Origin of the sequence: Cellulomonas sp. S1-8 (assembly GCF_026184235.1) — a bacterium.
Lineage (GTDB): Bacteria > Actinomycetota > Actinomycetes > Actinomycetales > Cellulomonadaceae > Cellulomonas.
This window is the reverse complement of the sequence record NZ_CP110806.1, coordinates 2,389,128-2,415,042: the sequence shown is the minus strand read 5'-3', so window position 1 is coordinate 2,415,042 and position 25,915 is coordinate 2,389,128. Positions and strand designations below refer to the sequence as shown.

25 protein-coding genes are annotated in these 25,915 nt (G+C 74.8%); 19 read left to right on the top strand and 6 right to left on the bottom strand.

Going from position 1 to position 25,915, the window contains the following annotated elements; translation table 11 throughout:
* Positions 1–16: 16 nt before the first annotated feature.
* Positions 17–262 carry a DUF5703 family protein gene (locus OKX07_RS10845; RefSeq protein ID WP_265628092.1) on the bottom strand — a complete coding sequence of 82 codons (246 nt, stop codon included), beginning with the start codon at positions 260–262 and terminating at the stop codon, positions 17–19.
* A 103-nt stretch (positions 263–365) separates the two neighbouring features.
* On the opposite strand from OKX07_RS10845, the gene OKX07_RS10840 reads away from it, so the two are divergent.
* Positions 366–671: a primosomal protein gene (locus OKX07_RS10840; RefSeq protein ID WP_265628091.1), complete on the top strand. Its 306-nt coding sequence runs from the start codon at positions 366–368 to the stop codon at positions 669–671.
* Positions 672–695: 24 nt separating this feature from the next.
* On the opposite strand, the gene OKX07_RS10835 is transcribed toward OKX07_RS10840, so the two are convergent.
* A complete protein-coding gene (locus OKX07_RS10835) occupies positions 696–1,652 on the bottom strand; it encodes an aldo/keto reductase (protein ID WP_265628090.1) in 957 nt (318 codons plus the stop codon).
* A 102-nt stretch (positions 1,653–1,754) separates the two neighbouring features.
* On the opposite strand from OKX07_RS10835, the gene OKX07_RS10830 reads away from it, so the two are divergent.
* Positions 1,755–2,645, top strand: coding sequence for an undecaprenyl-diphosphate phosphatase (locus OKX07_RS10830; protein WP_265631901.1), 891 nt, complete (start codon positions 1,755–1,757; stop codon positions 2,643–2,645).
* Between the two features lie 4 nt (positions 2,646–2,649).
* Here the strand turns inward: OKX07_RS10830 and OKX07_RS10825 are convergent, their stop codons facing one another.
* Positions 2,650–3,729, bottom strand: coding sequence for a CorA family divalent cation transporter (locus tag OKX07_RS10825; protein ID WP_265628089.1), 1,080 nt, complete (start codon positions 3,727–3,729; stop codon positions 2,650–2,652).
* Between the two features lie 50 nt (positions 3,730–3,779).
* Between OKX07_RS10825 and mshC the strand changes: the two genes are divergently transcribed.
* Complete coding sequence (mshC, locus tag OKX07_RS10820; protein ID WP_265628088.1) at positions 3,780–5,021, top strand: cysteine--1-D-myo-inosityl 2-amino-2-deoxy-alpha-D-glucopyranoside ligase; 1,242 nt, start codon at positions 3,780–3,782, stop codon at positions 5,019–5,021.
* 34 nt (positions 5,022–5,055) lie between these two features.
* Here mshC and OKX07_RS10815 read toward each other — a convergent pair whose 3' ends face one another.
* On the bottom strand, positions 5,056–5,913 hold the full coding sequence (locus OKX07_RS10815; protein WP_265628087.1) for a PAC2 family protein: 858 nt from the start codon (positions 5,911–5,913) through the stop codon (positions 5,056–5,058).
* Positions 5,914–6,092: 179 nt separating this feature from the next.
* Here OKX07_RS10815 and OKX07_RS10810 point away from each other — a divergent pair, with 179 nt between their 5' ends.
* Positions 6,093–6,767, top strand: a complete 675-nt coding sequence (locus OKX07_RS10810) for an HAD family hydrolase (RefSeq protein WP_265631900.1) — start codon at positions 6,093–6,095, stop codon at positions 6,765–6,767.
* Between the two features lie 17 nt (positions 6,768–6,784).
* Here OKX07_RS10810 and OKX07_RS10805 read toward each other — a convergent pair whose 3' ends face one another.
* Positions 6,785–7,702 (bottom strand): PD-(D/E)XK nuclease family protein, encoded by a 918-nt coding sequence (locus tag OKX07_RS10805; RefSeq protein WP_416220875.1) that lies wholly within the window; start codon positions 7,700–7,702, stop codon positions 6,785–6,787.
* 139 nt (positions 7,703–7,841) lie between these two features.
* Here OKX07_RS10805 and OKX07_RS10800 point away from each other — a divergent pair, with 139 nt between their 5' ends.
* The 10 genes from OKX07_RS10800 (at position 7,842) to hisF (ending at position 18,616) form a co-directional block, all read left to right on the top strand.
* Positions 7,842–8,972, top strand: a complete 1,131-nt coding sequence (locus OKX07_RS10800) for a site-2 protease family protein (protein ID WP_265628086.1) — start codon at positions 7,842–7,844, stop codon at positions 8,970–8,972.
* A 29-nt stretch (positions 8,973–9,001) separates the two neighbouring features.
* Complete coding sequence (locus OKX07_RS10795; protein WP_265628085.1) at positions 9,002–10,060, top strand: tRNA (adenine-N1)-methyltransferase; 1,059 nt, start codon at positions 9,002–9,004, stop codon at positions 10,058–10,060.
* A 158-nt stretch (positions 10,061–10,218) separates the two neighbouring features.
* On the top strand, positions 10,219–11,853 hold the full coding sequence (gene arc, locus OKX07_RS10790; protein ID WP_265628084.1) for a proteasome ATPase: 1,635 nt from the start codon (positions 10,219–10,221) through the stop codon (positions 11,851–11,853).
* A gap of 82 nt (positions 11,854–11,935) precedes the next feature.
* Positions 11,936–13,543 (top strand): depupylase/deamidase Dop, encoded by a 1,608-nt coding sequence (gene dop, locus OKX07_RS10785; RefSeq protein ID WP_322746771.1) that lies wholly within the window; start codon positions 11,936–11,938, stop codon positions 13,541–13,543.
* Between the two features lie 98 nt (positions 13,544–13,641).
* Entirely contained in the window at positions 13,642–13,833 is a 192-nt protein-coding gene (locus OKX07_RS10780) for a ubiquitin-like protein Pup (RefSeq protein WP_265628083.1), read from the top strand.
* Between the two features lie 6 nt (positions 13,834–13,839).
* Positions 13,840–14,670: a proteasome subunit beta gene (prcB, locus tag OKX07_RS10775; RefSeq protein WP_265628082.1), complete on the top strand. Its 831-nt coding sequence runs from the start codon at positions 13,840–13,842 to the stop codon at positions 14,668–14,670.
* Positions 14,667–15,404: a proteasome subunit alpha gene (prcA, locus tag OKX07_RS10770; protein WP_265628081.1), complete on the top strand. Its 738-nt coding sequence runs from the start codon at positions 14,667–14,669 to the stop codon at positions 15,402–15,404. Before prcB ends, prcA begins: the two co-directional genes overlap by 4 nt.
* Positions 15,405–15,450: 46 nt before the next feature.
* The gene (gene pafA, locus OKX07_RS10765; protein ID WP_265628080.1) at positions 15,451–16,812 is read left to right on the top strand and encodes a Pup--protein ligase; all 1,362 of its coding nucleotides are present in this window, start codon (positions 15,451–15,453) and stop codon (positions 16,810–16,812) included.
* Positions 16,813–16,997: 185 nt separating this feature from the next.
* A complete protein-coding gene (locus tag OKX07_RS10760; protein ID WP_265628079.1) occupies positions 16,998–17,849 on the top strand; it encodes an FKBP-type peptidyl-prolyl cis-trans isomerase in 852 nt (283 codons plus the stop codon).
* Positions 17,846–18,616, top strand: coding sequence for an imidazole glycerol phosphate synthase subunit HisF (gene hisF / locus OKX07_RS10755; RefSeq protein ID WP_265628078.1), 771 nt, complete (start codon positions 17,846–17,848; stop codon positions 18,614–18,616). Before OKX07_RS10760 ends, hisF begins: the two co-directional genes overlap by 4 nt.
* A 9-nt stretch (positions 18,617–18,625) precedes the next feature.
* On the opposite strand, the gene OKX07_RS10750 is transcribed toward hisF, so the two are convergent.
* Entirely contained in the window at positions 18,626–19,258 is a 633-nt protein-coding gene (locus tag OKX07_RS10750) for a TIGR03085 family metal-binding protein (protein ID WP_265628077.1), read from the bottom strand.
* Positions 19,259–19,495: 237 nt separating this feature from the next.
* Here OKX07_RS10750 and OKX07_RS10745 point away from each other — a divergent pair, with 237 nt between their 5' ends.
* The 5 genes from OKX07_RS10745 (at position 19,496) to OKX07_RS10725 (ending at position 25,879) form a co-directional block, all read left to right on the top strand.
* Positions 19,496–21,328 carry an ABC transporter ATP-binding protein gene (locus tag OKX07_RS10745; RefSeq protein WP_265628076.1) on the top strand — a complete coding sequence of 611 codons (1,833 nt, stop codon included), beginning with the start codon at positions 19,496–19,498 and terminating at the stop codon, positions 21,326–21,328.
* Positions 21,325–23,172: an ABC transporter ATP-binding protein gene (locus tag OKX07_RS10740; protein WP_265628075.1), complete on the top strand. Its 1,848-nt coding sequence runs from the start codon at positions 21,325–21,327 to the stop codon at positions 23,170–23,172. Before OKX07_RS10745 ends, OKX07_RS10740 begins: the two co-directional genes overlap by 4 nt.
* A gap of 75 nt (positions 23,173–23,247) precedes the next feature.
* Positions 23,248–23,706 carry a phosphoribosyl-AMP cyclohydrolase gene (gene hisI, locus OKX07_RS10735; protein WP_265628074.1) on the top strand — a complete coding sequence of 153 codons (459 nt, stop codon included), beginning with the start codon at positions 23,248–23,250 and terminating at the stop codon, positions 23,704–23,706.
* The gene (locus OKX07_RS10730) at positions 23,703–25,280 is read left to right on the top strand and encodes an anthranilate synthase component I (protein WP_265628073.1); all 1,578 of its coding nucleotides are present in this window, start codon (positions 23,703–23,705) and stop codon (positions 25,278–25,280) included. Before hisI ends, OKX07_RS10730 begins: the two co-directional genes overlap by 4 nt.
* Positions 25,277–25,879 carry a Trp biosynthesis-associated membrane protein gene (locus tag OKX07_RS10725; RefSeq protein ID WP_265628072.1) on the top strand — a complete coding sequence of 201 codons (603 nt, stop codon included), beginning with the start codon at positions 25,277–25,279 and terminating at the stop codon, positions 25,877–25,879. Before OKX07_RS10730 ends, OKX07_RS10725 begins: the two co-directional genes overlap by 4 nt.
* Positions 25,880–25,915 lie beyond the last annotated feature (36 nt).

Sequence of the window (25,915 nt, the reverse complement as noted above, 5' to 3'; positions counted from 1 at the left end):
GCCCGTCGGTGCGACCTCAGTCCAGCGGGTCACCGAGGGTCGAGCGCACCCGGATGATCTTGCGGCGCAACCACACGCGGCGCTCCCCGCCGGCGTAGAGCCGCAGCCGCGCGAGCTCCCACCGCCCGTACTCGGCCTCGTCGGTCAGCAGACGTCGTGCGTCGCCCCCCGACGTGGTCGGCGGGATCCGGAGCACGCGGTACTCCCACTGCCCGTGCGTGTCCCACCCGCTGCGCCGGTCGCGCACCGTGCCGTCCGCCATCGCGTCACCTCGTCCCGCCCGTCCGGGGCCCGACGTCGCACCAGGAGCACCCGTCGGCGCCGCTGCGGTGCCATTGTGCCCCGTGCGGCGCTACCGTCATCGCATGACCGTGGATCCGCGCGCCGCCCTCGACCGTCTGGTGGCCGCCCTCGAGGCGCACTACGCCGCCGTGCTGTCCAAGCAGGACGACGACGACCCTGCCGTGGACGACGCGTACGACGTGCTGGCGGACGCGTTCGAGGTGTACGACGACGCGCTGGGCACGGTGCACGGCGAAGCCACGCCGTTCTACCTCGCCGAGGAGGACGACGACCTCGACGAGGACGACGACGACCTCGACGAGGACGACCTCGACGACGAGGACGGCGAGCTCGAGGTGGACGACGACCTGGCCGACGCCGACGCCTGAGCGCCCAGGGCGACGTCGGGCGCGTCAGCGCTCGGGGTAGCCCGCCTGCGGCGCGGTGATCTCGTCGAGCGCGACGACGATCTCGGGCGGCAGCCGCAGGTCGTCGACCCCGAGCGCACCGCGCAGCTGGGAGGCGGTCCGCGCCCCGACGACCGCGCACGCCACCCCCGGCCGCGACGTCACCCACGCGAGGGCGACCTCCAGCGGGGTGCGGTCGAGCCCGGTGGCCGCCGTCACGACCGCGTCGACGACACCCGCCGCGTCGGACGTCAGGTACGGCTGCACGAAGCCGGCCAGGTGGGCGGACGCCGCGCGCGAGTCCGACGGGATCGTGCGGCGGTACTTGCCCGTGAGCACGCCGCGTCCCAGCGGTGACCACGCGAGCAGCCCGGCGCCCAGCGCCGCGCACGCGGGCAGCACCTCGCGCTCGACCCCGCGCTGCAGCAGCGAGTACTCCGCCTCGACGGCCGCCAGGCCCGGGTCCGGCTCCAGCAGCGTCGCCGCGCGGGCGACCTGCCAGCCCGCGTGGTTCGACAGGCCCACGTAGCGGGCCTTGCCGGACTGCACGGCGTGGCGCAGGGCCGACACGGTCTCCTCGAGGGGCGTCCGGGGGTCGGGCGTGGCGAGCCACAGGTCGACGTGGTCGGTGCGCAGCCGTCGCAGCGAGCCGTCGAGGCTGTCCAGCAGCGCGCCGCGGGACGCGTCGACCACGCCACCGCCGGGGGTGCGCCGCACCCCGGCCTTGGTGCACAGCACGACGTCCTCGCGCTCGGCGACGTCACCGAGCAGCGTGCCGAGCAGCTGCTCGGCGCCCCCGTCGGCGTAGGCCGCCGACGTGTCGACGAGCGTCCCGCCGGCCTCGACGAAGTCGCGCAGCTGGTCGGCGGCCTCGTGGTCGTCGGTGTCGCGGCTCCAGGTCATGGTGCCGAGCCCGAGCGACGAGACGCGCAGGCCCGTGCGGCCCAGTCGGCGGTGCTCCATGGGGCGTCACCCTAGCCGCGCGGAGGCGTGCGGTCGGTCGCGACGGGCCGTGCGCCCGACGGTCACACCGCACCGCTATCGTTGCGCCTCGTGACGACGGGCATCGGGACAGGTGAGGCCATCCTCCTCGGGCTGGTGCAGGGGCTCACGGAGTTCCTCCCGGTCTCCTCGAGCGCGCACCTGCGCATCGTGGGCGAGCTCGTCGGGTCCGGGGACCCGGGGGCGGCGTTCACGGCGATCACCCAGCTCGGCACCGAGACGGCCGTGCTCCTGTACTTCCGTCGGGACATCAAGCGCATCGCCCTGGCCTGGTGGGCGGCGGTGCGCGGGGCCTACGGCACCGACTGGCGCGCCCGCGCCGGCATGCCGGCGGGGCAGCCCGCCGACACCGACGCGCTCATGGCCTGGTTCATCGCCCTGGGCTCCGTGCCGATCGTGGTGCTCGGCCTGGCGTTCCAGGACGCGATCGAGAGCCCCTTCCGCAACCTGTGGCTGGTCGCCCTGACGCTGGCGGTGTTCGCGCTCGTGCTGGGCTGGGCGGACCGGCGGGGCGCCAAGGTCCGCCGGCTGGAGCAGCTGACGCCCCGGCACGCGCTCGCGTTCGGGTTCTGGCAGGCGCTCGCGCTCGTGCCCGGCGTGTCCCGCTCGGGCGGCACCATCACCGGTGGCCTGCTCATGGGCTACACGCGGGAGGCGGCGGCGCGGTACTCGTTCCTGCTCGCGATCCCCGCGGTGTTCGGCTCGGGCCTGTTCCAGCTGGTCAAGAGCGCCGGCGACTTCGGTGAGGCCGGCACGCCCGGTCTGGGGGCGACGTTCATCGCCACGGTCGTGGCGTTCGTCGTCGGGTACGTCGTCATCATCGCGTTCCTCAAGATCGTCTCGACGTTCAGCTACACGCCGTTCGTCTACTACCGCCTGGGGCTCGCGCTCGTCGTCGTCCTGCTGCTGCTCACGGGCGTGCTCGAGCCCGTCAGCGCACCCGCGAACGCCTGACGCGTCACAACCAGCCCGAGCGCCGGAACGCACGCCACAGGGCCACGCACGCGACGACCATGGCCGTGATCGCGAGCGGGTACCCGAACGTCCAGTCGAGCTCCGGCATGTGACGGAAGTTCATGCCGTAGACGCCCGCCACGAGCGTGGGCACGGCGATCATCGCCGCCCACGCGGAGATCTTGCGCATGTCCTCGTTCTGCCGCACCGAGACCTGCGCGAGGTGCACCGCCACCATGTCGCCCAGCAGGCTGTCGTGACCGTCGAGGTGCCGGTCGATGCGCTCGACGCCGGACCGCACGCGCCGCAACCAGGCGGGTGACCCGTGGCCGTGACCGTGCTCGGCCCACGTGTCGTCGAGGTCGGGCAGCACGGCCCCCACAGGTCCGAGCGCGCGACGCCCCTCGGCGATCTCCCGCTTCAGGGCGTAGACCTCGCCCATGACGTCGCCCACCGCGTGCGGCGAGAAGACCTCGCGCTCGACGCACGCCACCGCGTCGCCGATCTCGACCTCGACGTCGCCCGCCGTCTGCACCAGGACGAGCAGCACGGCGGCCGCGACGGCGTACGCGCCCTCGTCGGGATCCGGCATGTCGTCCTCGAGCCGCGCGGCGGCCGCCGCGAGCACCCCCGCGTCGCCCTCCTCGGTCGTGACGACCAGCCCCCGGGACAGCACGCACGTGATCCAGCCGGTGTGCACCTCGCGCGTCCGCGGGACGAACGAGAGCGTCGGAGCGGTGAGCACGACCTGACCGTCCGGCCCGCGGTCCAGCCGGGCGTGCGGCCGGTCCCCGTGACCGCCGTGCCGCACGTGGTGGTCGAGCAGCGGCGACGTCCGGGCATCGGTCGCCAGGTCCCGGGTCGTGGCGACGAGCCCGTCGAGGTCCGCTGTCACGACCCACGTGGTGCGCACGTCCGCCGCGCCGGCGGCACCCCCGGTCCCGCTCGCGGCGGGGGCCGGGTGCCAGCCGTCCGACCGCTCGACCCACACCTGCACCGCGGGCCGGTCGCCGACCGGGCCGTCGGACGGGGGAGAGGCACCGGTGGTCCCGGCAGCGGGACCGGACGTCGCATGGCGTGTCACGTGCCCATTGTGCGTCGGGTGCGCACGGCCGCGACGGTTAGGCTTCCGGCGTGCTCACCTGGCCTGCCCCGCAGATCCCCCGGCTGCCCGGGACCGGCGAGCCGGTCCGGGTGCTCGACACCGCCAGCGGCGCCGTCGTCGTGGCCGCGCCGGGACCGCAGGCCCGCCTCTACGTCTGCGGCATCACCCCCTACGACGCGACCCACCTGGGCCACGCGGCGACGTACGTCGCCTTCGACGTGCTGGTGCGCGCGTGGCGGGACGCCGGACAGCAGGTCACGTACGCGTCCAACGTGACCGACGTCGACGACCCGCTGCTCGAGCGCGCGACCGCCACGGGCGTGGACTGGCGCGAGCTCGCCGCCCAGCAGACCGCGCTGTACGCGTCCGACATGACGGCCCTCGGGGTGGTCCCGCCCGACGTGTACCGGGGGGTCGTCGAGTGCGTACCGCAGGTGGTCGCGGGTGTCCGCCGCCTGCTCGAGAGCGGAGCCGCGTACCGGCTGCCGGCACCGGACGGCGGCGACGACGTGTACGCCGACCTGTCCGCGGACGCGGCGTTCGGCACCGTGGCCCGGCTGGACGTCGCGACGATGCGCGCGCTGAGCGCGGAGCGCGGCGGCGACCCGGACCGGCCCGGCAAGCGGTCGGCGCTGGACCCTCTGCTGTGGCGCGCCGAGCGTCCGGGGGAGCCCGCGTGGGAGGCCCCGGGACTCGGCCGCGGCCGCCCCGGGTGGCACGTCGAGTGCGCGGTCATCGCGGCCGACGCGCTGGGCGTGCCGTACGACGTGCAGGGCGGCGGCTCCGACCTGGCGTTCCCGCACCACGAGTGCAGCGCGTCGCACCTGCGGATGCTCGACGGCGCCGCGGCCGGGACGCACGTGCACACCGGCATGGTCGGCTACCAGGGCCACAAGATGAGCAAGTCGCTCGGCAACCTCGTGCTCGTCTCCGCCCTGCTCGCGGCAGGCGTCGAGCCGATGGCGATCCGGCTCGCGCTCCTCGCGCACCGGTACCGCGACGACTGGGAGTGGACGGACGCCGGGCTCGCCGCCGCGCAGGAGCGGCTCGTGACGTGGCGCCGCGCGCTCGCCGGCAACGGCGGGCCGGACGCGGGCCCGGTGCTCGCGGCGGTCCGTGCCGCCGTGGCCGACGACCTGGACACCCCGCGCGCGCTGGCCGTCGTCGACGCGTGGTCCGTGACCGCGCTGGTCGGTGAGGTGCCGTTCCACGAGGGGGCGCCCGGCGTGGTGGCACGCACGATCGACGCCCTGCTCGGCGTGCGGATGTGACGACGGCGTGGGGGGTGAGGACGGCCCCGACGGGTCAGCCGCCGGTGCCCTTGTCCCGTCGACGCAGGTAGCGCTCGAACTCCTGCGCGATCGCCTCGCCGCTCGCCTCGGGCAGCTCGGCGGTGTCCTTGGCCTCCTCGAGCTGGCGCACGTACTCACCGATCTCGGAGTCCTCACCGGCCAGCTCGTCGACGCCGGCCTGCCAGGCCGTCGCGTCGTCGGGCAGGTCGGACAGCGGCACGGGCTCACCGAGCAGCGCCTCGATGCGGTGCAGGATCGCGAGCGTCGCCTTGGGCGACGGGGGAGCAGCGACGTAGTGCGGGACGGCCGCCCACAGGGACAGCGCCTGCAGCCCGCGGGCGCCGGCCTCGTGCTGGAGGACCCCGACGATGCCCGTCGGACCCTCGTAGGTGTTGGGCTCCAGGCCCATGAGCTCGCGCACGTGCTCGTCCTCGCTGGTGGCGTTCACGGGGATCGGGCGGGTGTGCGGCACGTCCGCCAGCAGCGCGCCCACGGTGACGATCGTGCGCACGCCCAACCCGGTCGCGATGTCGAGCAGCTCGTTGCAGTACCGGCGCCAGCGCATCGACGGCTCGATGCCGTGGACGATGACGACCTGGCGGCCCGAGCGCGGCGTCGTGGCGACCGCGACGGCGGTGGTCGGCCACGTGATCTCGCGCTCGCCGTCGGGGCCCAGGCCCACGACGGGCCGGTTCACCTGGAAGTCGTGGTAGTCCTCGGGATCCAGCTCGTCGACCTGCTCGGCGCCCCACACGTCGTGCAGGTGCTCGAGCGCGGCCGTCGCCGCGCCCCCGGCGTCGTTCCAGCCCTCGAATGCCGCGAGGAGGACGGTCTCCCGTGCCGGCAGGTCGGATGCTGCGTGCTCACTCACCGCCCCATGCTAGGGCGCGACCGCCGCCGGGGCGGGACCGAGGAGGGTGCCGCGGGCCTTCAGGCCCGGCCGGGTACGCTCGTCCGACCGCCCGTTCGTCCCCTCGCACGCACCAGGAGACCGCCCTGAGCACCCTCGCCGACCGCGCCGCCGCCGCCGACGTCCCGGCCGGGCCGGTCCTGCCGGCCGCGGTGCTGTGGGACATGGACGGCACGCTCATCGACACCGAGCCGTACTGGATGGCCGCGGAGGTCGAGCTGGTCGAGGCGCACGGTGGGGTGTGGACGCACGAGGACGCCGTGGCGATGATCGGCAGCTCGATGCCCGTCGCCGCTGCAGCGCTGCAGGCGCGGGGGGTGGCGCTGTCCGTCGACGCGATCGCGGACGCCCTCAACGCCGCGGTCGGCGAGGCCGTCGCGGCGGGCATCCCGTGGCGGCCCGGTGCGCACGAGGCGCTGCGTGCGCTGCACGACGCGGGCGTGCCGCAGGCGCTCGTCACGTCGTCGTTCCAGGTGCTCGCTGCGCCGTTCGCCGACGCCGTGGGGTTGTTCGACGTCGTCGTCGCGGGCGACACGGTCACGCGGCCCAAGCCGCACCCCGAGCCCTACCTGACCGCGGCCCGTCTGCTGGGCGTCGACGTGACCGGCTGCGTCGCGTTCGAGGACTCGCGGTCCGGCCTCGCGTCCGCGGTCGCGAGCGGGGCGCGCGTCGTCGCGGTCGACTCGCACGTGGTGCTCGACCCGCCGCCCGGCGTCTCCCGCACCGCGTCCCTGGCCGCCCTCGACCTCACCACGCTCGCGCGGATCGCCGCGGGAGAGGCACTGGACCTGCGCGACGTGCGCGACCCGGTCTGATCGCTCGCGGGACGAGCTCAGCCGACGGGTGTGACGCCGATAGCCCGCTCGACGGCGCCCTCGGGGATGGGCGGCGGGGTGCCGCCGAACGACGGGCAGCGGTCGCGGAACGAGCACCAGTCGCACAGCCGCGAGGTCCGCGGGCGCCAGTCGCCGGTGCGCGCCGTGTCCTCGATACCCGCCCAGATGGACCGCACGCGCGCCTCGAGCGTGTGCATCTCGGACTCGGTCGGCTCGTGGGTCACCATGACGCCGTCGCCCAGGTACGCGAGCTGCAGGCGCTTGGGCAGGACCCCGCGGGTGCGCCACACGACGTACGCGTAGAAGCGCATCTGGAACAGCGCCGAGCTCTCGTACCCGGCGCGCGGCGAGCGGCCCGTCTTGTAGTCGACGACGCGGACCCACCCGTTGGGGGCGACGTCGACGCGGTCGACGACGCCGCGCAGCCGCGGGCCGTCGTCGAGGTCGTGCCGCACCTGCAGCTCACGGGCGCGCGGCTCGAGGCGCGTGGGGTCCTCGAGCGTGAACCACGTCGCGAGCAGCCGCTCGGCCCCGGCGAGGAACTCGGCGCGCTCGTCGTCGGTGCCGAGGAGCTCGCCGTAGCGGGCGTCCTGCTCCACGAGCGTCGCCCAGTGCCCGGGGAGGGACGCGCACGCCGCGTCGATCGTGCGCTCGGCCGCGGGCAGGTCGAACAGCGTCTCGAGCACCGCGTGGACCAGCGTGCCGCGCGCGGCCGCGGGCGACGCCGGCTCGGGGAGGCGGTCGACGACCCGGAAGCGGAACAGCAGCGGGCACTGCAGGAAGTCGTTGGCCCGGGACGGCGACAGGCCGGGGACGCGCGGCTCGACCGTCGGCTCCCTGACGGGGGCGGTCCCGCCGGGTGCGTCGCCGACGGGTGCGTTCCCGACGGGTGCGCTCGGCTGCTCGGTGTCCACGCTCACGCTCCGGAGCCTAGGCCTGCCCACCGACACCGGGTCCGCCGCCGCGCCGCCCCGTCGTCGCGTCGCCGCATCGTCGCGCCGCCGCACGGCGACCCGGGCGACGGGCGCGCGGGGCGACCGTAGGCTGACGGCCGTGAGCGCACCGCGACCCGAGCGTCCGTCCGGCTGGGTGCTCGGGCACGTCGCCGGGGCCCCCGTCGTCCTGGCGCCGAGCTGGCTGCTCGCGGCCGTCGTGCTGACCCTGGTGTTCGCGCCGAGCGTGCGCACCTGGACGGGCGGTGGCGGCGCGCTGCCGTACGTCGTGGCGCTCGTGTTCGTCGTCCTGCTGTTCGCGTCCGTCCTGGTCCACGAGCTCGCCCACGGGCTGGTCGCGAAGGCGCGCGGGCAGCAGCCGCACGCGTTCGTCCTGACGCTGTGGGGCGGGCACACGACGTTCGGCGGCGCGGCGCCGACGCCGGCGACGAGCGCGCTGGTCGCGGTCGTCGGCCCGGTCGCCAACCTCGTGCTCGCCGGGGGCTTCCTCCTGGTGGCGCTCCAGGTGGCGCCGGAGGGCTCCCTGCTGCGGACGGTCCTGGTGGCCGGTGCCGTCGCCAACGGCTTCGTCGGGCTGTTCAACCTCGTGCCCGGGCTGCCGCTCGACGGCGGGCGCATCCTCGAGGCCGGCGTGTGGGCCGCGACCGGCGACCGGCACCGCGGCAGCATCGTCGCGGGCTGGACGGGTCGCGTCGTCGCGGTGGGCGTCGTCGTCGCCGTGCTGGTGCGTCCGTGGCTCGCAGGCCGCAGCCCCGACCTCGTGTCCGTGGTGTGGGCGGCGCTCATCGGGGCGTTCCTGTGGTCGGGGGCGTCCGCCGCCGTACGCGCCGGACGTTCGGGGCGTGCCGTGGAGGCCCTGACGCTGCAGCGCGTGGGTCGTCCGGCCGTCGTGGTCGGCGCGCAGGCGTCGCTCGCCCAGGCGCAGGCCACGGCCGCGGCCGCGCAGACCGCGGAGGTCGTCGTCCTCGCGCCCGACGGCCGGCCGGCGGCCTACGTCGACACCGAGGCCGCGGCACGCGTGCCTGCCGACCTGGCCGGCACCACCAACGTCGTCGCCGTCTCGACGCCGCTCCCCGTGGGTGCCGTGGTCGACGGCTCCCTGACGGGCGACGCGCTGCTGCGCGCCCTCTCGGCGGCGTCCGCGCACGGGCCGGTCATCGCCGCGGTCGTGGCGGGACGTGTCGTCGCGCTCGTGCGCACCGGTGACGTCGTGGCGGCCCTGCGGGCCTGACGCACGCCCGGCACCTAGACTCGGCGCCCGTGACCACCGACGACGCCGCCGTGCCCGCACCGACCGGGGCCGCCCAGCGCCGTGGCCGCTTCCGCGTCGGCGAGCGCGTCCAGCTCACCGACCCGCGCGGGCGCCTGCACACCATCACGCTGGACCCCGACGCGAGCTTCCACACGCACCGCGGCTACCTGCGGCACACCGAGCTCATCGGGGCGTCCGAGGGTGTGGTCGTCCACAACACCACCGGGATCGCCTACCTCGCGCTGCGCCCGCTGCTGGCCGACCACGTCCTGTCCATGCCGCGCGGCGCCGCCGTGATCTACCCCAAGGACGCGGGGCAGATCGTGACGATGGGCGACGTGTACCCGGGGGCGACGGTCGTCGAGGCGGGGGTCGGGTCCGGTGGGCTCACGCTCGCGCTGCTGCGAGCCGTCGGCGACGGCGGCCGGCTCGTGTCCGTCGAGCGTCGCGAGGACTTCGCGGCGATCGCGCGCGGCAACGTCGAGACGTTCTTCGGCGGTCCGCACCCCGCCTGGGACCTGCGCCTGGGTGACCTCGCCGACGTGCTGCCGACGGCCGCGGACCCCGGCACCGTCGACCGCGTCGTGCTCGACATGCTCGCGCCCTGGGAGAACCTCGACGCCGTCGCCACGGCCCTGGCGCCCGGCGGGGTCCTGGTCTGCTACGTCGCGACGACGACCCAGCTGTCCCGGCTGGCCGAGGACGTGCGCACCGACGGCCGGTACACCGAGCCGGAGGCGTGGGAGTCGATGGTGCGCGGCTGGCACCTCGAGGGCCTGGCCGTGCGTCCGCAGCACCGCATGATCGGTCACACCGGCTTCCTGCTGACCACCCGGCGGCTCGCCGACGGCGTGGAGCCCCCGCACCGCAAGCGCCGCCCGGCGAAGGGCTCGTACCCCGTGGCCGAGGACGGCGCGCCCGTGGCCGACGCGGACCTGTGGTCGGCCGAGACGATGGGGGAGCGGGAGACGTCCGCGAAGAAGATCCGTCGCGTGCGGCGCGAGCTGCACGTCGCACCCGAGGACCTGGGACCGCAGGGGCCGGCGACCGGGTCGTCGACCGACTGAGCGGGCCGTCCACGCTGCGGGACGAGACGGACACGCCCGCTGCGACGCGCCCGACCTGTTGACAGGTGCGGTTACTGTCGTCGGACCAGCAGGCACAGCGACGTGCACGGTGGACCGGAGGAAGGGCGCATCGCGACGCGGAACGGAGGCCGATCACCATGACCGAACCCGCTGTCCCCGGACGTGACCTGCAACGTGAGATGGCAGTGCTCGCCGCGAAGAACGAGCGGCTCAGCGAGGCCCTGGTCGCGGCACGCGAGCAGATCCTCGAGCTCAAGCGCCAGGTGGACGACCTGGCCAAGCCCCCGGGCACGTACGCGACGTTCCTCGGCGCGCGTGCCGACGGCACGGTCGACATCATGTCCGCGGGTCGCAAGATGCACGTCGGCGCGAGCCCGACGCTCGACGTCCACCACCTGCGCCCCGGCCAGGAGGTCATGCTCAACGAGGCGCTCACGGTCGTCGAGGCCGGCGGCTACGAGCAGGTCGGCGAGATCGTGACCGTCAAGGAGACGCTCGGCGGCGGTCGCGCGCTGGTCGTCGGGCGGGGCGACGAGGAGCGGGTCGTCCGGTTCGCCGGCCAGGTGGCCGACGCAGGTGTGCGCGTCGGGGACGCCCTGACGATCGACTCCCGCAGCGGGTTCGTGTTCGAGGTGATCCCGCGGGCCGAGGTCGAGGAGCTGGTCCTCGAGGAGGTCCCGGACATCGACTACACCGACATCGGCGGGCTCGGCCCGCAGATCGAGGCGATCCGGGACGCGGTCGAGCTGCCGTTCCTGCACCCCGAGCTGTTCCGTGAGCACGGGCTCAAGCCGCCCAAGGGGGTCCTGCTCTACGGGCCGCCCGGGTGCGGCAAGACGCTGATCGCGAAGGCCGTCGCGCACTCCCTGGCGGCGACGGCCGCGGCAGCGCGCGGCGAGGACACGGCCGACGCGCGCTCGTTCTTCCTCAACGTCAAGGGCCCCGAGCTGCTCAACAAGTACGTCGGCGAGACGGAGCGGCACATCCGCCTGATCTTCGCCCGTGCCCGGGAGAAGGCCTCGCAGGGGCACCCGGTCGTCGTCTTCTTCGACGAGATGGAGTCGCTGTTCCGGACCCGCGGGACGGGGGTCTCGAGCGACGTCGAGACGACGATCGTCCCGCAGCTGCTGTCCGAGATCGACGGCGTCGAGCGGCTCGACAACGTCATCGTCATCGGGGCGTCGAACCGCGAGGACATGATCGACCCCGCGATCCTGCGTCCTGGGCGCCTCGACGTGAAGATCAAGATCGAGCGTCCCGACGCCGAGGGTGCCCGCGAGATCTTCGCCAAGTACCTGACGGCGGACCTGCCGATCCACCCCGACGACGTCGCGGAGCACGACGGGTCCGCCAACGCGGCCGTCGAGGCGATGATCGAGCGGGTCGTCGAGCGCATGTACTCCGAGGCGGACGAGAACCGGTTCCTCGAGGTCACCTACGCCAGCGGCGACAAGGAGGTCCTGTTCTTCAAGGACTTCAACTCCGGCGCCATGATCCAGAACGTCGTCGACCGCGCCAAGAAGTCCGCCATCAAGGACCTGCTCGCGACCGGTCAGCGCGGCATCCGCGTGGACCACCTGCTCGCGGCGTGCGTCGACGAGTTCAAGGAGAACGAGGACCTGCCCAACACGACCAACCCCGACGACTGGGCCCGGATCTCGGGCAAGAAGGGCGAGCGGATCGTGTTCATCCGCACCATCGTCCAGGGCAAGAAGGGCGTCGAGGCGTCGCGCACCATCCAGAACGTCACGAGCACCGGCCAGTACCTGTGACGTGGCGCGCGGGAGCGCGCCGGGCCTCGCACGCACCGAGCTCGCGACGCCGGGCCGCGCCCGTGCGCCTAGGGTGGGCGCCGTGACCGTGCGGCGCGTGATGGGGCTCGAGACGGAGTACGGCGTCCTGCAGCCGGGACGCCCGCTGGCCAACCCGATGCTCCTGTCGAGTCACGTCGTCGCGGTGCACGCCACGGCGCGCGAGGCCGGCCGTGCCCGCGCGCGCTGGGACTACGACGACGAGGACCCGCTGCACGACGCGCGGGGGTTCCACCTGCAGCGCGCGTCCGCGCACCCGTCGCTCCTCACCGACGTCCCGGCCGTCCCGGCGCCGTCGGGCGACGGCCTGCAGGACGTGGCGCGCTCCGAGGTCGAGGAGTACGAGGACCCCGGTGCCGCGAACGTCATCCTCACCAACGGCGCACGCCTGTACGTCGACCACGCCCACCCCGAGTACTCCTCGCCGGAGGTGACCACGCCGCTCGACGCGGTCCGCTGGGACCGGGCGGGCGAGCTCGTCATGCTCGACTCGGTGCGCCGGCTCGCGGCCACCGCGGCACTGCCGGACGTGTCGCTGTACAAGAACAACGTGGACGGCAAGGGCGCGACGTACGGCATGCACGAGAACTACCTCGTCGACCGCGCGGTCCCGTTCGGGGACCTGGTGGCGCGCCTCACGCCGTTCCTCGTGACCCGCCAGGTGTTCACCGGTGCGGGCCGGGTCGGGCTGGGCCAGCGCGGTGAGCACCCGGGGTACCAGCTCGCGCAGCGCGCGGACTACATCGAGGCCGAGGTCGGCCTGGAGACCACCCTGCGCCGGCCCATCGTCAACACGCGCGACGAGCCCCACGCGGACCCGACGCGGTGGCGACGGCTGCACGTCATCATCGGCGACGCCACGATGCTCGAGGTGGCGACCTACCTGCGCGTCGGCACGACGTCGCTGGTGCTCTGGCTCGTCGAGCAGGCGGAGGCGGGAGGTGCCGCGCGCGGGGTCGTGCGGGCGGTGGACCGGCTCGCGCTGCGCGACCCCGTGGCCGCGGTGCACCGGGTCAGCCACGACCTCACGCTCACCGAGCGGCTCGAGCTCGCCGACGGCCGGCGCCTCACGGCGCTCGAGGTCCAGGCCGAGTACCTGGCCGCGGTGCGCGACGCGCTCGACGCCGTCGGGGAGCCCCTGGACGACCAGACCCGCGACGTGCTCGACCGCTGGGAGTCGGTCCTGGGGCGGCTCGCCGACGACCCCGCGTCGTGCGCGCGCGAGGTCGAGTGGGTCGCCAAGCTGCGCCTGCTCGACGGCATGCGCCGACGCGACCACCTGGCCTGGGACCACCCGCGGCTCGCCGCGGTCGACCTGCAGTGGTCGGACGTGCGCCCCGAGCGCGGCCTGTACCACCGGCTGGTCGCGGCCGACGCGGTCGAGCTGCTGGTGACGCCCGAGCAGGTCCAGGACGCCGTCGTGCACCCGCCCCAGGACACCCGCGCGTACTTCCGCGGCGAGGCCGTGGCGCGGTACGGGGGGCAGATCTCCGCCGCGAGCTGGGACTCCGTGGTGTTCGACGTGCCGGGCGCGCAGACCCTGCAGCGCGTCCCCATGCGGGACCCGCTGCGCGGCACGCGAGCCCACGTCGGCGACCTGCTGGACCGCAGCCCCGACGCACGCTCGCTGCTGGCGGCGCTCGGCGGCTGACCCGCCGGGCCCGGGCGGGTGCAGCCCACGGACCTGCGGCGTGGGGCCTAGGGTGGGCACGCGGGCGCGCGGGACGCGACCGCAGGACGGAGGTCACCATGGCTGAGCAGGAGCACGTCAGGCACCGTCAGGAGGACGAGCCGGTCGAGCCCGAGACGCCGACGCCCGCCGCGACGAGCGCGCAGGCACGGGACGCGGAGGTCGACGCGCTGCTCGAGGAGATCGACGACGTCCTGGAGCAGAACGCGGAGCAGTTCGTGCGCGGGTTCGTCCAGAAGGGCGGTCAGTGAGCGCCGATGACCTTGCACGCCTCGTCCGGCCGGCTGCCGCACGCCTTCACGACCCCCGGTTCCTCCTCGTTCGTCGACTTCCTCGCGGGGTACGCCCCGGACCTCCTGCCGGGTCACCGGCCCGTGCCGGTCGGTGAGCTGCAGGCGCCGCACGGCACGACGATCGTCGCGCTGACGTTCGAGGGCGGCGTCGTCATGGCGGGGGACCGGCGCGCCACGATGGGCTCGATGATCGCGAGCCGCCACATCGAGAAGGTGTTCCCCGCGGACGAGTTCTCGGCCGTCGGGATCGCCGGGACCGCCGGGCTGGCGATCGAGCTCGTCCGGCTCTTCCAGCTCGAGCTCGAGCACTACGAGAAGATCGAGGGCAGCCTGCTCTCCCTCGACGGCAAGGCCAACCGCCTCGCGACGATGATCCGCGGCAACCTGGGGCTGGCCATGCAGGGCCTGGCCGTCGTGCCGCTGTTCGCCGGGTACGACCTGGCGCTCGAGGTCGGCCGGATCTTCTCCTACGACGTCACCGGCGGCCGGTACGAGGAGCACGGCCACCACGCGGTCGGCTCGGGGTCGGTGTTCGCGCGCGGCTCGCTGAAGAAGCGGTGGCGTTCCGGCATGGACGCGTCCACGGCGGTCCGGGTCGCGGTCGAGGCCCTCGTCGACGCGGCGGACGACGACTCCGCGACGGGCGGACCCGATCACGCCCGCCGCATCTGGCCCGTCGTGGCGACGGTGACCGAGGCGGGCTACCTGCGGGTCCCGGACGACGACCTCGCGGCCGCCGTCGACGTCGTCGAGAACGGCCGGCGCAGCGCCCGACGCGAGGGAGGTGCCCGATGAGCATGCCGTTCTACGTCTCGCCCGAGCAGCTGATGAAGGACCGGGCGGACTACGCGCGCAAGGGCATCGCGCGCGGGCGCTCGGTCGTGGTGCTGCAGTACGACGACGGCGTCGTCTTCGCGACCGAGAACCCGTCGCGGGCGCTGCACAAGATCTCCGAGATCTACGACCGCATCGCGTTCGCCGCGGTCGGCAAGTACAACGAGTTCGAGAACCTGCGCGTCGCGGGGGTGCGGTACGCGGACCTGCGCGGCTACTCCTACGACCGGGTCGACGTCACGGCGCGGGGGCTGGCCAACGCGTACGCGCAGACCCTGGGCACCGTGTTCACCACGGAGTCCAAGCCGCTGGAGGTCGAGCTCGTCGTCGTCGAGGTGGGGCGCGACCCGGCCGGCGACCAGATCTACCGGCTGTCGTACGACGGCTCGGTCACGGACGAGCACGGGTGGGTCGTCATGGGGGGGCAGGCCGAGCGCCTGGCCGGCGTGCTCGGCGACGGGTGGCGGGCGGGCATGACGCTCGCGCAGGCGCTCGGGCTCGCGGTGCAGGTCCTGGGCTCCGCCGCGGACGACGGTGAGCCGCGCGCGCTGGGCGCGTCGCAGCTGGAGGTGGCGGTGCTGGACCGCACCCGACCGCGGCGCGCGTTCCGCCGGCTGACCGGCGCGCTGCTGGAGGACGTGCTCGGCGGGGTCGGCGCCCCGGTGGGCGGCACGGACGGACCGCCCGCACCCTGAGGGGTGCCCGCGGGTTCCGGCGGACGAGCGAGACGGGGAGTGACGCATGGACAGGCGGATCTTCGGTCTGGAGACCGAGTACGGGGTCACGTGCGCGGCGCAGGACGGCCGCGGACTGTCCGCGGACGAGGTCGCGCGCTACCTGTTCCGCAAGGTGGTGGCGTGGGGGCGTTCGTCGAACGTCTTCCTGCGCAACGGCTCGCGGCTGTACCTCGACGTGGGCTCGCACCCCGAGTACGCGACGGCCGAGTGCGACGACTGGCGGCAGCTGGTCACGCACGACCGCGCGGGTGAGCGGATCCTCGAGGGCCTGGTCGCGGACGCCCAGCAGCGCCTGGAGCACGAGGGGCTGCCCGGTCGCATCCACCTGTTCAAGAACAACACCGACTCGGCCGGCAACTCCTACGGCTGCCACGAGAACTACCTCGTGCGTCGCCAGGGCGACTTCTCGCGACTGTCGGACGTGCTCGTCCCGTTCTTCATCACGCGCCAGATCCTCACGGGTGCGGGCAAGGTCCTCGCGACGCCCCGGGGCGCGGTGTACTGCCTGTCGCAGCGCGCGGACCACATCTGGGAGGCGGTCTCCAGCGCGACCACGCGCTCACGCCCCATCATCAACACGCGCGACGAGCCGCACGCCGACGCCGAGCACTACCGGCGCCTGCACGTGATCGTGGGCGACTCCTCGATGTCCGAGACCACGACGATGCTCAAGGTCGGCTCCACGGACCTGCTGCTGCGCCTCATCGAGGCCGGCGTGACGATGCGCGACATGACGCTGGAGAACCCGATCCGGGCGATCCGGGAGATCAGCCACGACATGACCGGCAAGCAGCCGGTGACGCTCGCGACGGGCCGCACGGTCACCGCGATCGACCTGCAGGAGGAGTACCTCTCCCGCGTCAGCGACTTCGTGTCCGCCGAGGTGGGCCCGTCGCCGGACACCAAGCAGGTGCTCGAGCTGTGGGAGCGCGGGCTGCGGGCGCTGCGCACGGACGACCTGTCGCTCGTCGAGCGGGAGCTGGACTGGGTCATCAAGCACCGCCTGATCGAGCGCTACCGCGCGAAGCACGGGCTCGAGCTGTCGGACGTGCGCGTCCAGCGGCTGGACCTGGCGTACCACGACATCTCCCGCACCGAGGGCCTGTACAACCTGCTCGCTGCCCGCGGGCTCGTCGAGCGTGTCACCACGGACCTCGACGTGTTCGAGGCGACCGCGGTCCCGCCGCAGACGACGCGCGCGAAGCTGCGCGGGGACTTCGTGCGCGCCGCGCAGGACGCGCGCCGCGACTACACGGTCGACTGGGTCCACCTCAAGCTCAACGACCAGGCGCAGCGCACCGTGCTGTGCAAGGACCCGTTCCGCAACGTCGACGAGCGCGTCGACCGGCTCATCGAGTCGATGTGACGCCCGTCCCCGGTGGCGGGCGGGGACGGGGACGTGCGCGGGACGACGCCGCGGGACGGATCGCGCGCCCCGTACAGTGAGGCCCCGTCGCGGACGGGTCGGGGGCGACCCGCCGCGGGCGGTGCCACGGTGGAGCGAACTTTGCGGGAGGCGCGGACGTGCGGTGGGTGGCGGGTGTCCGCCGGGTGACGGTGCTGACCGTCGCAGGGCTGCTCCTGGCGGCGTGCGGCGCGGTGACGTCGGTCGACCCGGAGGTGACGGTGACGGGCGGTGCGGGGGAGTTCCCCACGGTGACGTACCTGACGCCGCTGAGCGTCGACGGGACCTTCCGGGAGGTGATCTGGCCCGGCACGGGCGCCGAGCTCGTCGACGGTGCCCCCGTGCTCATCGACTTCTGGCTCGAGAACGCCACGGACGGCAGCCTCGTCAAGGAGAGCTACTCCACGAGCCCGACGCCCCGGATGCTCACCGCCGAGGACCTCGGGACGGACCTGTACGAGACGCTGCAGGGTCAGCAGGTCGGCGCCCGGCTGCTGCAGGTGGCGCCCGGCGGGTCCGGCGCGGACTACCCGACCGTGACGGTCCTCGACGTGCTGCCGACCCGTGCCGTGGGCAAACCCGTGCCGCCGGACCCGGCGCTGCCGGTCGTCACCGAGAGCGGTGACGGTGCGCTGACGCTCGCGCCCACGGGGACCCCCCCGCCCGACGGGCTCGTGGTGCAGCCGCTGGTGCGCGGCACGGGCGCGCAGGTCGCGGCCGGCGACGTCATCACGGTCCAGTACGGCGGCTTCGCCTGGGACGACGGCGTGCTGTTCGACTCGACCTGGCAGCGCGTCCTGCCGGTCTCGTTCCTCCTGTCGGACGTGCCGCCCTGGGCCGAGGGGCTGGTCGACCAGCCCGCCGGCAGCCGCGTCATGCTCGTCGTGCCCCCCTCGTACCCCCTCGGCGTCACCGACGGCGAGGAGCTGGCCGGCAAGACGGTGGTCTTCGTGATCGACATCCTCGCCACGGGCAGCCCCGCGCAGGGGGCGTCATGAGCCTCGCGCTGCGCGTGATCCCGTGCCTGGACGTCGACGCGGGCCGGGTCGTCAAGGGCGTCAACTTCGCGAACCTGCGCGACGCGGGCGACCCCGTCGAGCTCGCGCGGCGGTACGACGCCGAGGGCGCCGACGAGCTGACGTTCCTCGACGTGTCCGCGTCGTCGTCGGACCGGGAGACGACCTACGACGTCGTGCGGCGCACCGCCGGCGAGGTCTTCGTGCCGCTCACGGTCGGCGGCGGGGTGCGCTCGCCGCAGGACGTGGACCGGCTGCTGCGGGCCGGCGCCGACAAGGTCGGCGTGAACACCGCGGCCATCGCGCGCCCCGAGCTGATCACCGAGATCGCCGACCGGTTCGGCTCGCAGGTGCTGGTGCTGTCGGTCGACGCCCGCCGCGTGACGGACGGGACGCCGACGGCCTCGGGCTACGAGGTCACGACGCACGGCGGTCGGCGCGGCACCGGGATCGACGCCGTCGAGTGGGCGCACCGGGCCGTCGAGCTGGGCGTCGGCGAGGTCCTGCTGAACTCGATGGACGCGGACGGCACCACCGCCGGCTTCGACCTGCAGATGATCGCCGACGTCCGGGCCCGCGTGAGCGTGCCGCTCGTCGCGTCGGGCGGTGCCGGGACCGTGGAGCACTTCGTCGAGGCCGCGCGCGCGGGCGCCGACGCGGTGCTCGCCGCGAGCGTCTTCCACTTCGGGACCCTCACCGTCGGGCAGGTGAAGGACGCCCTGCGCGCGGCGGACGTCGTGGTGCGCTGACGCGCCGCGTCAGGGGCCGGTGAGCAGGTCCCGGACGGCCCGGACGTCGTCGGGTGTGCCGTCGACGCGCACGTCGGCCGCCTGCAGACGCCCGGACACCGCCAGGACGAGCTCCCCGACGCCGCCGCGCAGCACGACCGTGCCGTGGCCGGTGCGGGGGGAGTGCGCGGCGCAGCGCACGTCGTCGTCGCGGACGAGCACGACGCCCGGGCCCAGCCGACGCAGCCGCAGCGCCGCCATCCGCACCAGCTGCGACCACAGCGCCTCGGCCAGCGCGTCGGGCAGGTCACGCGGCGTGCGTGCACCGGTGCCCCGTCGCACGTCCTCGGTGTGGACGAAGTACTCCGTGAGGTTGACCGCGTCGCCGGCCCACGTCAGCGGGCTCCAGCGCGGCGGCGGCGCGGCGAACCGGTCGACGAGCGCCGCGTAGCCCGCGGGGTCCGTGGCGGTCGCCGCCAGGCGCTCGGTGGCGGCGCCGAGCCCGCCGCGCACCGCGCCGCTCGCCACGCCCGGGTGCTCGCGGAGCACCAGGTGCGCCGCCAGGTGCCGGGCCTGCCAGCCGTCGCACAGCGTCGGGTCCTGCGGGTCCGCGGCGCGCAGCGCATCGGCGAGCCAGCCTCGTTCGGTCTCGTGCCACGTCATGGCACGCGATCGTGCCACGCGCAGGGCGTCGTCGCGCACGGCACGTCGCCCGGCGCGGGGTTCGGGGGGCATGTCGGACCTGCGTGAGAAGATCGCAGCATCCCCCTTCCCGTCAGGAGTGTGACTGCCGTGCCCGCGCGCCCCCGGACCCCCGCCGGCCCCCCGGGGCACCCCACGCGCGGGTCGACGCTCCAGGGTTCGGCCGCGCGCCGGTCGGTCGCCCTGATCTGGCGTGGCATGCGCTCGCACCCCCGCACCTACGTCCTCGCGGTCGGTGCGTCCGCGCTGTTCGGTGCCCTGACGGTCGGGGTGAGCCGTGTCCTGGGGGCGGTGACGGACCAGGTCGTGGTGCCCGCGCTCGCGGGCTCGCGCGAGGCGCAGGGCAGGATCTGGCTCGCCGGGGTGGTCGTCGCGCTGGTGGCGCTGACCCTCGCGCTCACGGTCGCCGCGCGCCGCATCGTCGCGGGCATCGGCGTCGCGGACATCCAGGCCGACCACCGCCGGGCCGTCACGCGCCAGTACCTGCGCCTGCCGATGTCCTGGCACCGCCGGCACCCCACGGGGCAGCTGCTGTCCAACGCGGGGTCCGACGTCGAGGCCGCGACCGGGGTGTTCAACCCGCTGCCGTTCGCGCTCGGGGTCGTCGTGATGATCGTGGTCGCGACGTTCGCCCTGGTGCGGACGGACGTCTGGCTCGCCCTGGCCGCCCTGGTCGTGCTGCCGCTCGCGGTGATCGCGAACCTCGTGTTCCAACGTCGGATGACGCCCGCGATCACCCGCGCGCAGCAGCTGCGGGCCGAGGTCGCCGACGTCGCGCACGAGAGCTTCGAGGCCGCGACGCTGGTCAAGTCGCTGGGCACCGAGGACCGCGAGGACCACCGGTTCACCGACCGGGCGCGCGCGCTGCGGGACGCGAACGTGCGCGTCGGCGTCGTGCGTGCCGTGTTCGACCCGGTCATCGACCTGCTCCCGAACCTCGGGACGCTGCTGGTCCTGCTGGTCGGCACGCAGCGCGTCGCGGTCGGGGCGATCGGCACGGGCGACGTCGTCGCCGCCGCGTACCTGCTCACCCTGCTCGCGGTGCCGGTGCGGGCGTTCGGCTGGGTGCTGGGCGAGCTGCCCCGCGGTCTGGTCGGCCACGACCGGATCTCGCGCGTCCTCGACGCGCACGGCGTGCCCGTCGACGGCGACGCGCCGCTGCCGGGCGCCACCGGCGGCGCCGACGTGCGGCTGCGCGGCGTGCACCTCGCCGTGCCGAGCCCCGACGGCGAGGTCGAGCTGCTGAACGGCGTCGACCTCGTGGTGCCGGCCGGCCGGACGCTCGCCGTCGTCGGTCCGACGGGCTCGGGCAAGTCGACGCTCGTCGGCCTGGTGCCGCGGCTCGTCGACCCGTCGGCCGGCGTCGTCGAGATCGATGGCCTCGACGTGCGCGACGTGCGTCCCGCCGACCTCGCCGCGCAGGTCGGCTACGTCAGCCAGTCGACGTTCGTGTTCGAGGACACGGTCCGCGGCAACGTCACGCTCGCGGACCCCGGCGACGCGGGTGCGCCCGACGACGACGACGTGTGGGCCGCGCTCGTGGCCGCGCGCGTCGACGACGTCGTCCGCGCGCTGCCGGGCGGTCTCGACGCCCCGCTGGGCGAGCGGGGGGCGAACCTCTCGGGTGGGCAGCGACAGCGGCTCGCGCTGGCGCGCGCGCTCGTGCGCCGGCCGCGCGTCCTGGTCCTCGACGACGCCACCTCCGCCGTGGACCCGCGGGTCGAGCGCGACATCCTCACCGGCCTGCGCCCCGACGCCGGCACGCCCGGCCCGACCGTGCTCCTGGTCGCCTACCGCATGTCCTCGGTGCTGCTGGCGGACGAGGTCGTGCACGTCGAGGCGGGGCGCGTCGTGGACCGGGGCACCCACGCCGAGCTGCTCCAGCGCGACCCCGGCTACCGGGAGCTGGCCACCGCCTACGCGCGCGAGTCGGAGCGCCGTGAGCGCGAGCGCGCCGACGAGGACGCCGCCGTGACGTGGGACGACGACGCGACGGCCGACGACGTGACGGCTGACGGAGGGACCCGATGAGCAGCACCACCGACACCCCCCAGGAGCCCGGCACCGGTGGCCGGATGGCGCCGGCGAGCACGCTCGGCGTCCGCGCGACCCTGCGCCGGGGCGTGCAGGTCTCACCGGAGCTGCTCGACGGTCTGGTGGTCACGCTCGCGCTCGCCGTCGTGGCCGCGTCCGCCCGCGTACTGGTGCCGATCGCGGTCCAGCAGACGATCGACACCGCGATCCTCGCGCCGGGCGGCGTCGACACGGCGCGCGCGGCCGCGCTGGTCGGCATCGCCGCGCTGGGCCTCGCCGTCGGTGCGGCCTGCTCGGCGGTCGTCAACGTCCGGCTGTTCCGGTCCAGCGAGTCGGGGCTGCTGACGCTGCGCACGCGGGCGTTCCGGCACGTGCACGACCTGTCGGTGCTCACCCAGAACACCGAGCGTCGCGGGTCGCTGGTCTCGCGCGTGACGTCCGACGTCGACACGATCTCGATGTTCGTGCAGTGGGGCGGCATCCTGCTGCTCGTCTCGGTGCTCCAGATCCTCGTCGCGACCGCGCTGATGGCGGTGTACTCGTGGCAGCTCACGCTGCTCGTGTGGGCCTGCTTCATCCCGCTGCTGCTGGTGCTGCCCCGCATGCAGCGCGGGGTCAACCGGCGGTACGCCGCCGTGCGCGAGCAGTACGGCGCGATGCTCGGGGCGGTCTCCGAGGCCGTCGTCGGTGCCGAGACGATCCGCGCGTACGGCGTCGCGACGCGCACGCAGCGGCGCATCGACGCGGCGGTCGCCGGGACGCGGCGCGCGATGGTGCGCGCCCAGAGCCTCGTGGCCGTCGTCTTCTCCTCCGGGGTGCTCGTCGCGAACCTCGTCCTGGCGGTCGTCGTGGTGGCCGGGACGTGGCTCGGTGTCGCGGGCGAGCTCACCGTCGGGCGCGTGCTGGCCTTCCTGTTCCTCGTGCAGCTGTTCACCGGGCCCGTGCAGATGGCCACCGAGATCCTCAACGAGCTGCAGAACGCGGTGGCCGGCTGGCGCCGCGTGCTGGGCGTCCTGGAGACCCCGGTCGACGTCGCGGAGCCCGGTGACGACGCGGTCCCCAGCCCCCGCGGGTCGGCGAGCGTCACGTTCGTCCGGGTCGGCTACGCCTACCCGGACGGGCCCCCGGTCCTGCAGGACGTCGACCTGGAGCTCGCGGCCGGCTCGTCGGTCGCGGTCGTCGGTGCCACGGGCTCGGGCAAGACGACGATGGCCAAGCTGGTGGCGCGGTTCATGGACCCGACGTCGGGGGCCGTCCTGCTCGACGGGGTCGACCTGCGGCGGATCGCCTCGGCCGACCTGCGCCGACGCGTCGTGCTGGTGCCGCAGGAGGGCTTCCTGTTCGACGGGACGCTCGCGCAGAACATCGCCTACGGGCTGCGCGACATGCCGCTCGGCGGCAGCACCGACCTCGACCCGCATGCCGCGGCGCAGGTGCAGCGGGCGGTCGAGGAGCTGGGCCTGGACGCCTGGGTCGACGAGCTGCCCGCGGGCCTGGGCACCACGGTCGGGCAGCGTGGGGAGCTGCTGTCGGCGGGGGAGCGCCAGCTCATCGCGCTCGCGCGCGCCCGCCTCGCCGACGGCGACCTGCTCGTGCTGGACGAGGCGACCTCGGCCGTCGACCCGGTCGCCGAGGTGCGGATCGCGCGGGCACTGCGCGAGCTCGCGCGGGGTCGGACCACGCTGACCATCGCGCACCGGCTGTCGACGGCGGAGGCGGCGGACGGCGTCGTCGTGGTCCATGCGGGCCGGGTCGTCGAGACGGGGACGCACGCGGAGCTGGTGACGCAGGGCGGGCACTACGCCGCGATGCACCAGGCCTGGGTCGCGCAGACCCGCTGACGGTCCGGAGCACCCCTGGGGCCGGCTCCCGGACGGCGTGGTCGTGCCCGGTGTCCTGCGTGGCAGGATCGTCGCGTGTCACCGAACCCCTCCGCACCCGACGGCCGCGTGGCGCGCAGCGCCCTCGACCCGGCCGTGGCCGCCCGTCTGCGCCGCGACGACGGCGGGCTCGTCGCCGCGGTCGTGCAGGAGCACGCCACGCGGGACGTCCTCATGCTCGGCTGGATGGACGACGAGGCGCTGCACCGCACGCTCACGTCGGGTCGGGTGACCTTCTGGAGCCGGTCCCGGCAGGAGTACTGGCGCAAGGGCGACACGAGCGGGCACGTGCAGCACGTGCGCGCCGTGTCCCTCGACTGCGACGGCGACGCGCTGCTCGTCACCGTCGACCAGGTCGGCGCTGCGTGCCACACGGGCACCCACACGTGCTTCGAGGCGGGCGGGTCCCTGCCTGTCGTCGTGACGCAGGCCGCACCCGCGTCGTCCGCGCCCACCGTGGGCACCACCCCGACCCCCCGAGGAGCTCAGCCGTGACCCAGCAGGCCGTCCCCGCCGCGCGTCCCGCGACCGTCACGGACCTGCCCTGGGGTGCGACGTGGCCGTCCGCCGACGGCTTCCGGGACCTCGCGGTGGACCGGCGCGTCGTGCCCGTGGTGCGGCGGCTGCTGGCCGACGACGTCACCCCCGTCGGGCTCTACCGCACCCTGGCGGCCGGGCGTCCGGGCACCTTCGTGCTCGAGTCGGCGGAGTCCGACGGCACCTGGGGCCGCTGGTCGTTCGTGGGGGTCGCCTCACGTGCCGCCCTGTCGGTGCGTGACGGGCGCGCGGTGTGGTCCGGCGACGTGCCGGCGGGCGTGCCGACGCAGGGCGACGTCCTGGACGTGCTGGGACAGACCCTGGAGGTCCTGCACACCCCCCGGATCGAAGGGCTGCCGCCGCTGACCGGCGGCCTCGTCGGGGTGCTCGGCTGGGACGTCGTGCACCACTGGGAGCCCACGCTGCCGGCGCGCGCCCCGGAGGAGCTGGGGATCCCCGAGGTCACGCTCCTGCTGGCCGGCGACCTGGCCGCGGTCGACCACGTCGACGGCTCCGTGTGGCTGGTGGCCAACGCGATCAACTTCGACGCGACCGACGAACGCGTCGACGAGGCGTACGCCGACGCGGTGCGCCGGCTCGACGACATGCAGGCCGCGCTGCGCCGCCCGGCGCCCTCGGCACCCGCGGTCGTCGACCCCGACGTCGCGGTCCCCGAGCTCGAGTTCCGCAGCACGCGCGAGGAGTTCGAGGAGTCGGTCCGCCGCGGGCAGGAGGCGATCCGTGACGGCGACGTCTTCCAGGTGGTGCTGTCCCAGCGCCTCGACCTCGACTGCCCGGCCGACCCGCTCGACGTGTACCGCGTGCTGCGGACGATCAACCCCAGCCCGTACATGTACATGCTGGCGCTGCAGGACGCCGACGGCCGCGACTTCGCCGTCGTCGGCTCGAGCCCGGAGACGCTGGTGAAGGTCAGCGCCGGGCACGTCACGACGTTCCCGATCGCCGGCTCCCGTCCGCGCGGGGCCACGCCCGAGGAGGACCGGGCGCTGCAGGACGAGGTCCTGGCCGACCCGAAGGAGCGGGCGGAGCACATCATGCTCGTCGACCTGTCCCGCAACGACATGGTCAAGGTGTGCGAGCCCACGAGCGTCGAGGTCGTCGAGTTCATGGCCGTGCGGCGGTTCTCCCACATCATGCACATCTGCTCGACGGTCGTCGGGAGGCTGCGCGCCGGCTCCACCGCCCTCCAGACGCTCGTCGCGACGTTCCCGGCGGGCACCTTGTCGGGTGCGCCCAAGCCGCGCGCGATCGAGCTGATCGACGAGCTCGAGCCCGCCCGGCGCGGCGTGTACGGCGGCACCGTCGGGTACTTCGACTTCGCCGGCGACATGGACATGGCCATCGCGATCCGCACCGCGGTGATCCGCGACGGTCGCGCCAGCGTCCAGGCGGGTGGGGGCATCGTCGCGGACTCGGTCCCGGCGCTCGAGTACGAGGAGTCGCGCAACAAGGCGGCCGCCGCCGTGCGCGCGGTGCAGCTCGCGGCCTGTCTGCGCCACGAGGTGCCGTGACCGGCGCGGCCGCGCACCCGGGGCCCGTGGCGCCGGCCCGCCGCGGGCGGTGGGTGCTGGCGCTCCTGCTCGCCGCGGGCGTCGTCGGCCTCGTCACGGTGCCGACGTGGGTGACCGGGTCCGGCACCAGCGTGCTGGACGGCGCGGTGACGGTCACGGTGGACGGTGCGGCCGCCGCCCCGCAGGCTCCGGCCGCGGCCCTGGTCCTGCTCGCGGCCGCCGGGGCGCTCGCGCTCGTCGGGCGCGCCGGGCGGTGGGTCGTCGCCGCGGTGAGCGCGGGTGCCGGGGTGCTCGTGCTGGCCGCCGGGGCCGCCGTGCTCGCGGACCCGTCCGGCGCCGTGTCGGGTGCGGTGGCCGACGCGACCGGCGTCACCGGCGCGTCCGGGGCGACCACGACCGCCGGACCCGCGGCTGCGGTCGTGGTCGGAGTGCTCGTCGTCCTGCTCGCCGTCGCCCTGGCGCGCGCACCGGGTGCGTGGGACCACCGCTCACGTCGTCACGAGCGGCCCGTCGGCCCGGACACCGGCGGGACCGACCCCGGCGCCGCCGACGAGCGCGCCGACTGGGACGCGCTGACACGCGGCGACGACCCGTCCTGACCAGCGCGTCGGGGAGGTCCGTCTCGGATAGGGTGA

What these genes read in the sequence shown, in the direction of transcription:
- OKX07_RS10845 (WP_265628092.1), bottom strand. Translation starts at nt 262, where the DNA reads ATGGCGGACGGCACGGTGCGCGACCGGCGCAGCGGGTGGGACACGCAC.
- OKX07_RS10840 (WP_265628091.1), top strand. Translation starts at nt 366, where the DNA reads ATGACCGTGGATCCGCGCGCCGCCCTCGACCGTCTGGTGGCCGCCCTC.
- OKX07_RS10835 (WP_265628090.1), bottom strand. Translation starts at nt 1,652, where the DNA reads ATGGAGCACCGCCGACTGGGCCGCACGGGCCTGCGCGTCTCGTCGCTC.
- arc (WP_265628084.1), top strand. Translation starts at nt 10,219, where the DNA reads ATGACCGAACCCGCTGTCCCCGGACGTGACCTGCAACGTGAGATGGCA.
- OKX07_RS10780 (WP_265628083.1), top strand. Translation starts at nt 13,642, where the DNA reads ATGGCTGAGCAGGAGCACGTCAGGCACCGTCAGGAGGACGAGCCGGTC.
- prcB (WP_265628082.1), top strand. Translation starts at nt 13,840, where the DNA reads ATGACCTTGCACGCCTCGTCCGGCCGGCTGCCGCACGCCTTCACGACC.
- prcA (WP_265628081.1), top strand. Translation starts at nt 14,667, where the DNA reads ATGAGCATGCCGTTCTACGTCTCGCCCGAGCAGCTGATGAAGGACCGG.
- pafA (WP_265628080.1), top strand. Translation starts at nt 15,451, where the DNA reads ATGGACAGGCGGATCTTCGGTCTGGAGACCGAGTACGGGGTCACGTGC.
- hisF (WP_265628078.1), top strand. Translation starts at nt 17,846, where the DNA reads ATGAGCCTCGCGCTGCGCGTGATCCCGTGCCTGGACGTCGACGCGGGC.
- OKX07_RS10750 (WP_265628077.1), bottom strand. Translation starts at nt 19,258, where the DNA reads ATGACGTGGCACGAGACCGAACGAGGCTGGCTCGCCGATGCGCTGCGC.
- OKX07_RS10745 (WP_265628076.1), top strand. Translation starts at nt 19,496, where the DNA reads ATGCGCTCGCACCCCCGCACCTACGTCCTCGCGGTCGGTGCGTCCGCG.
- OKX07_RS10740 (WP_265628075.1), top strand. Translation starts at nt 21,325, where the DNA reads ATGAGCAGCACCACCGACACCCCCCAGGAGCCCGGCACCGGTGGCCGG.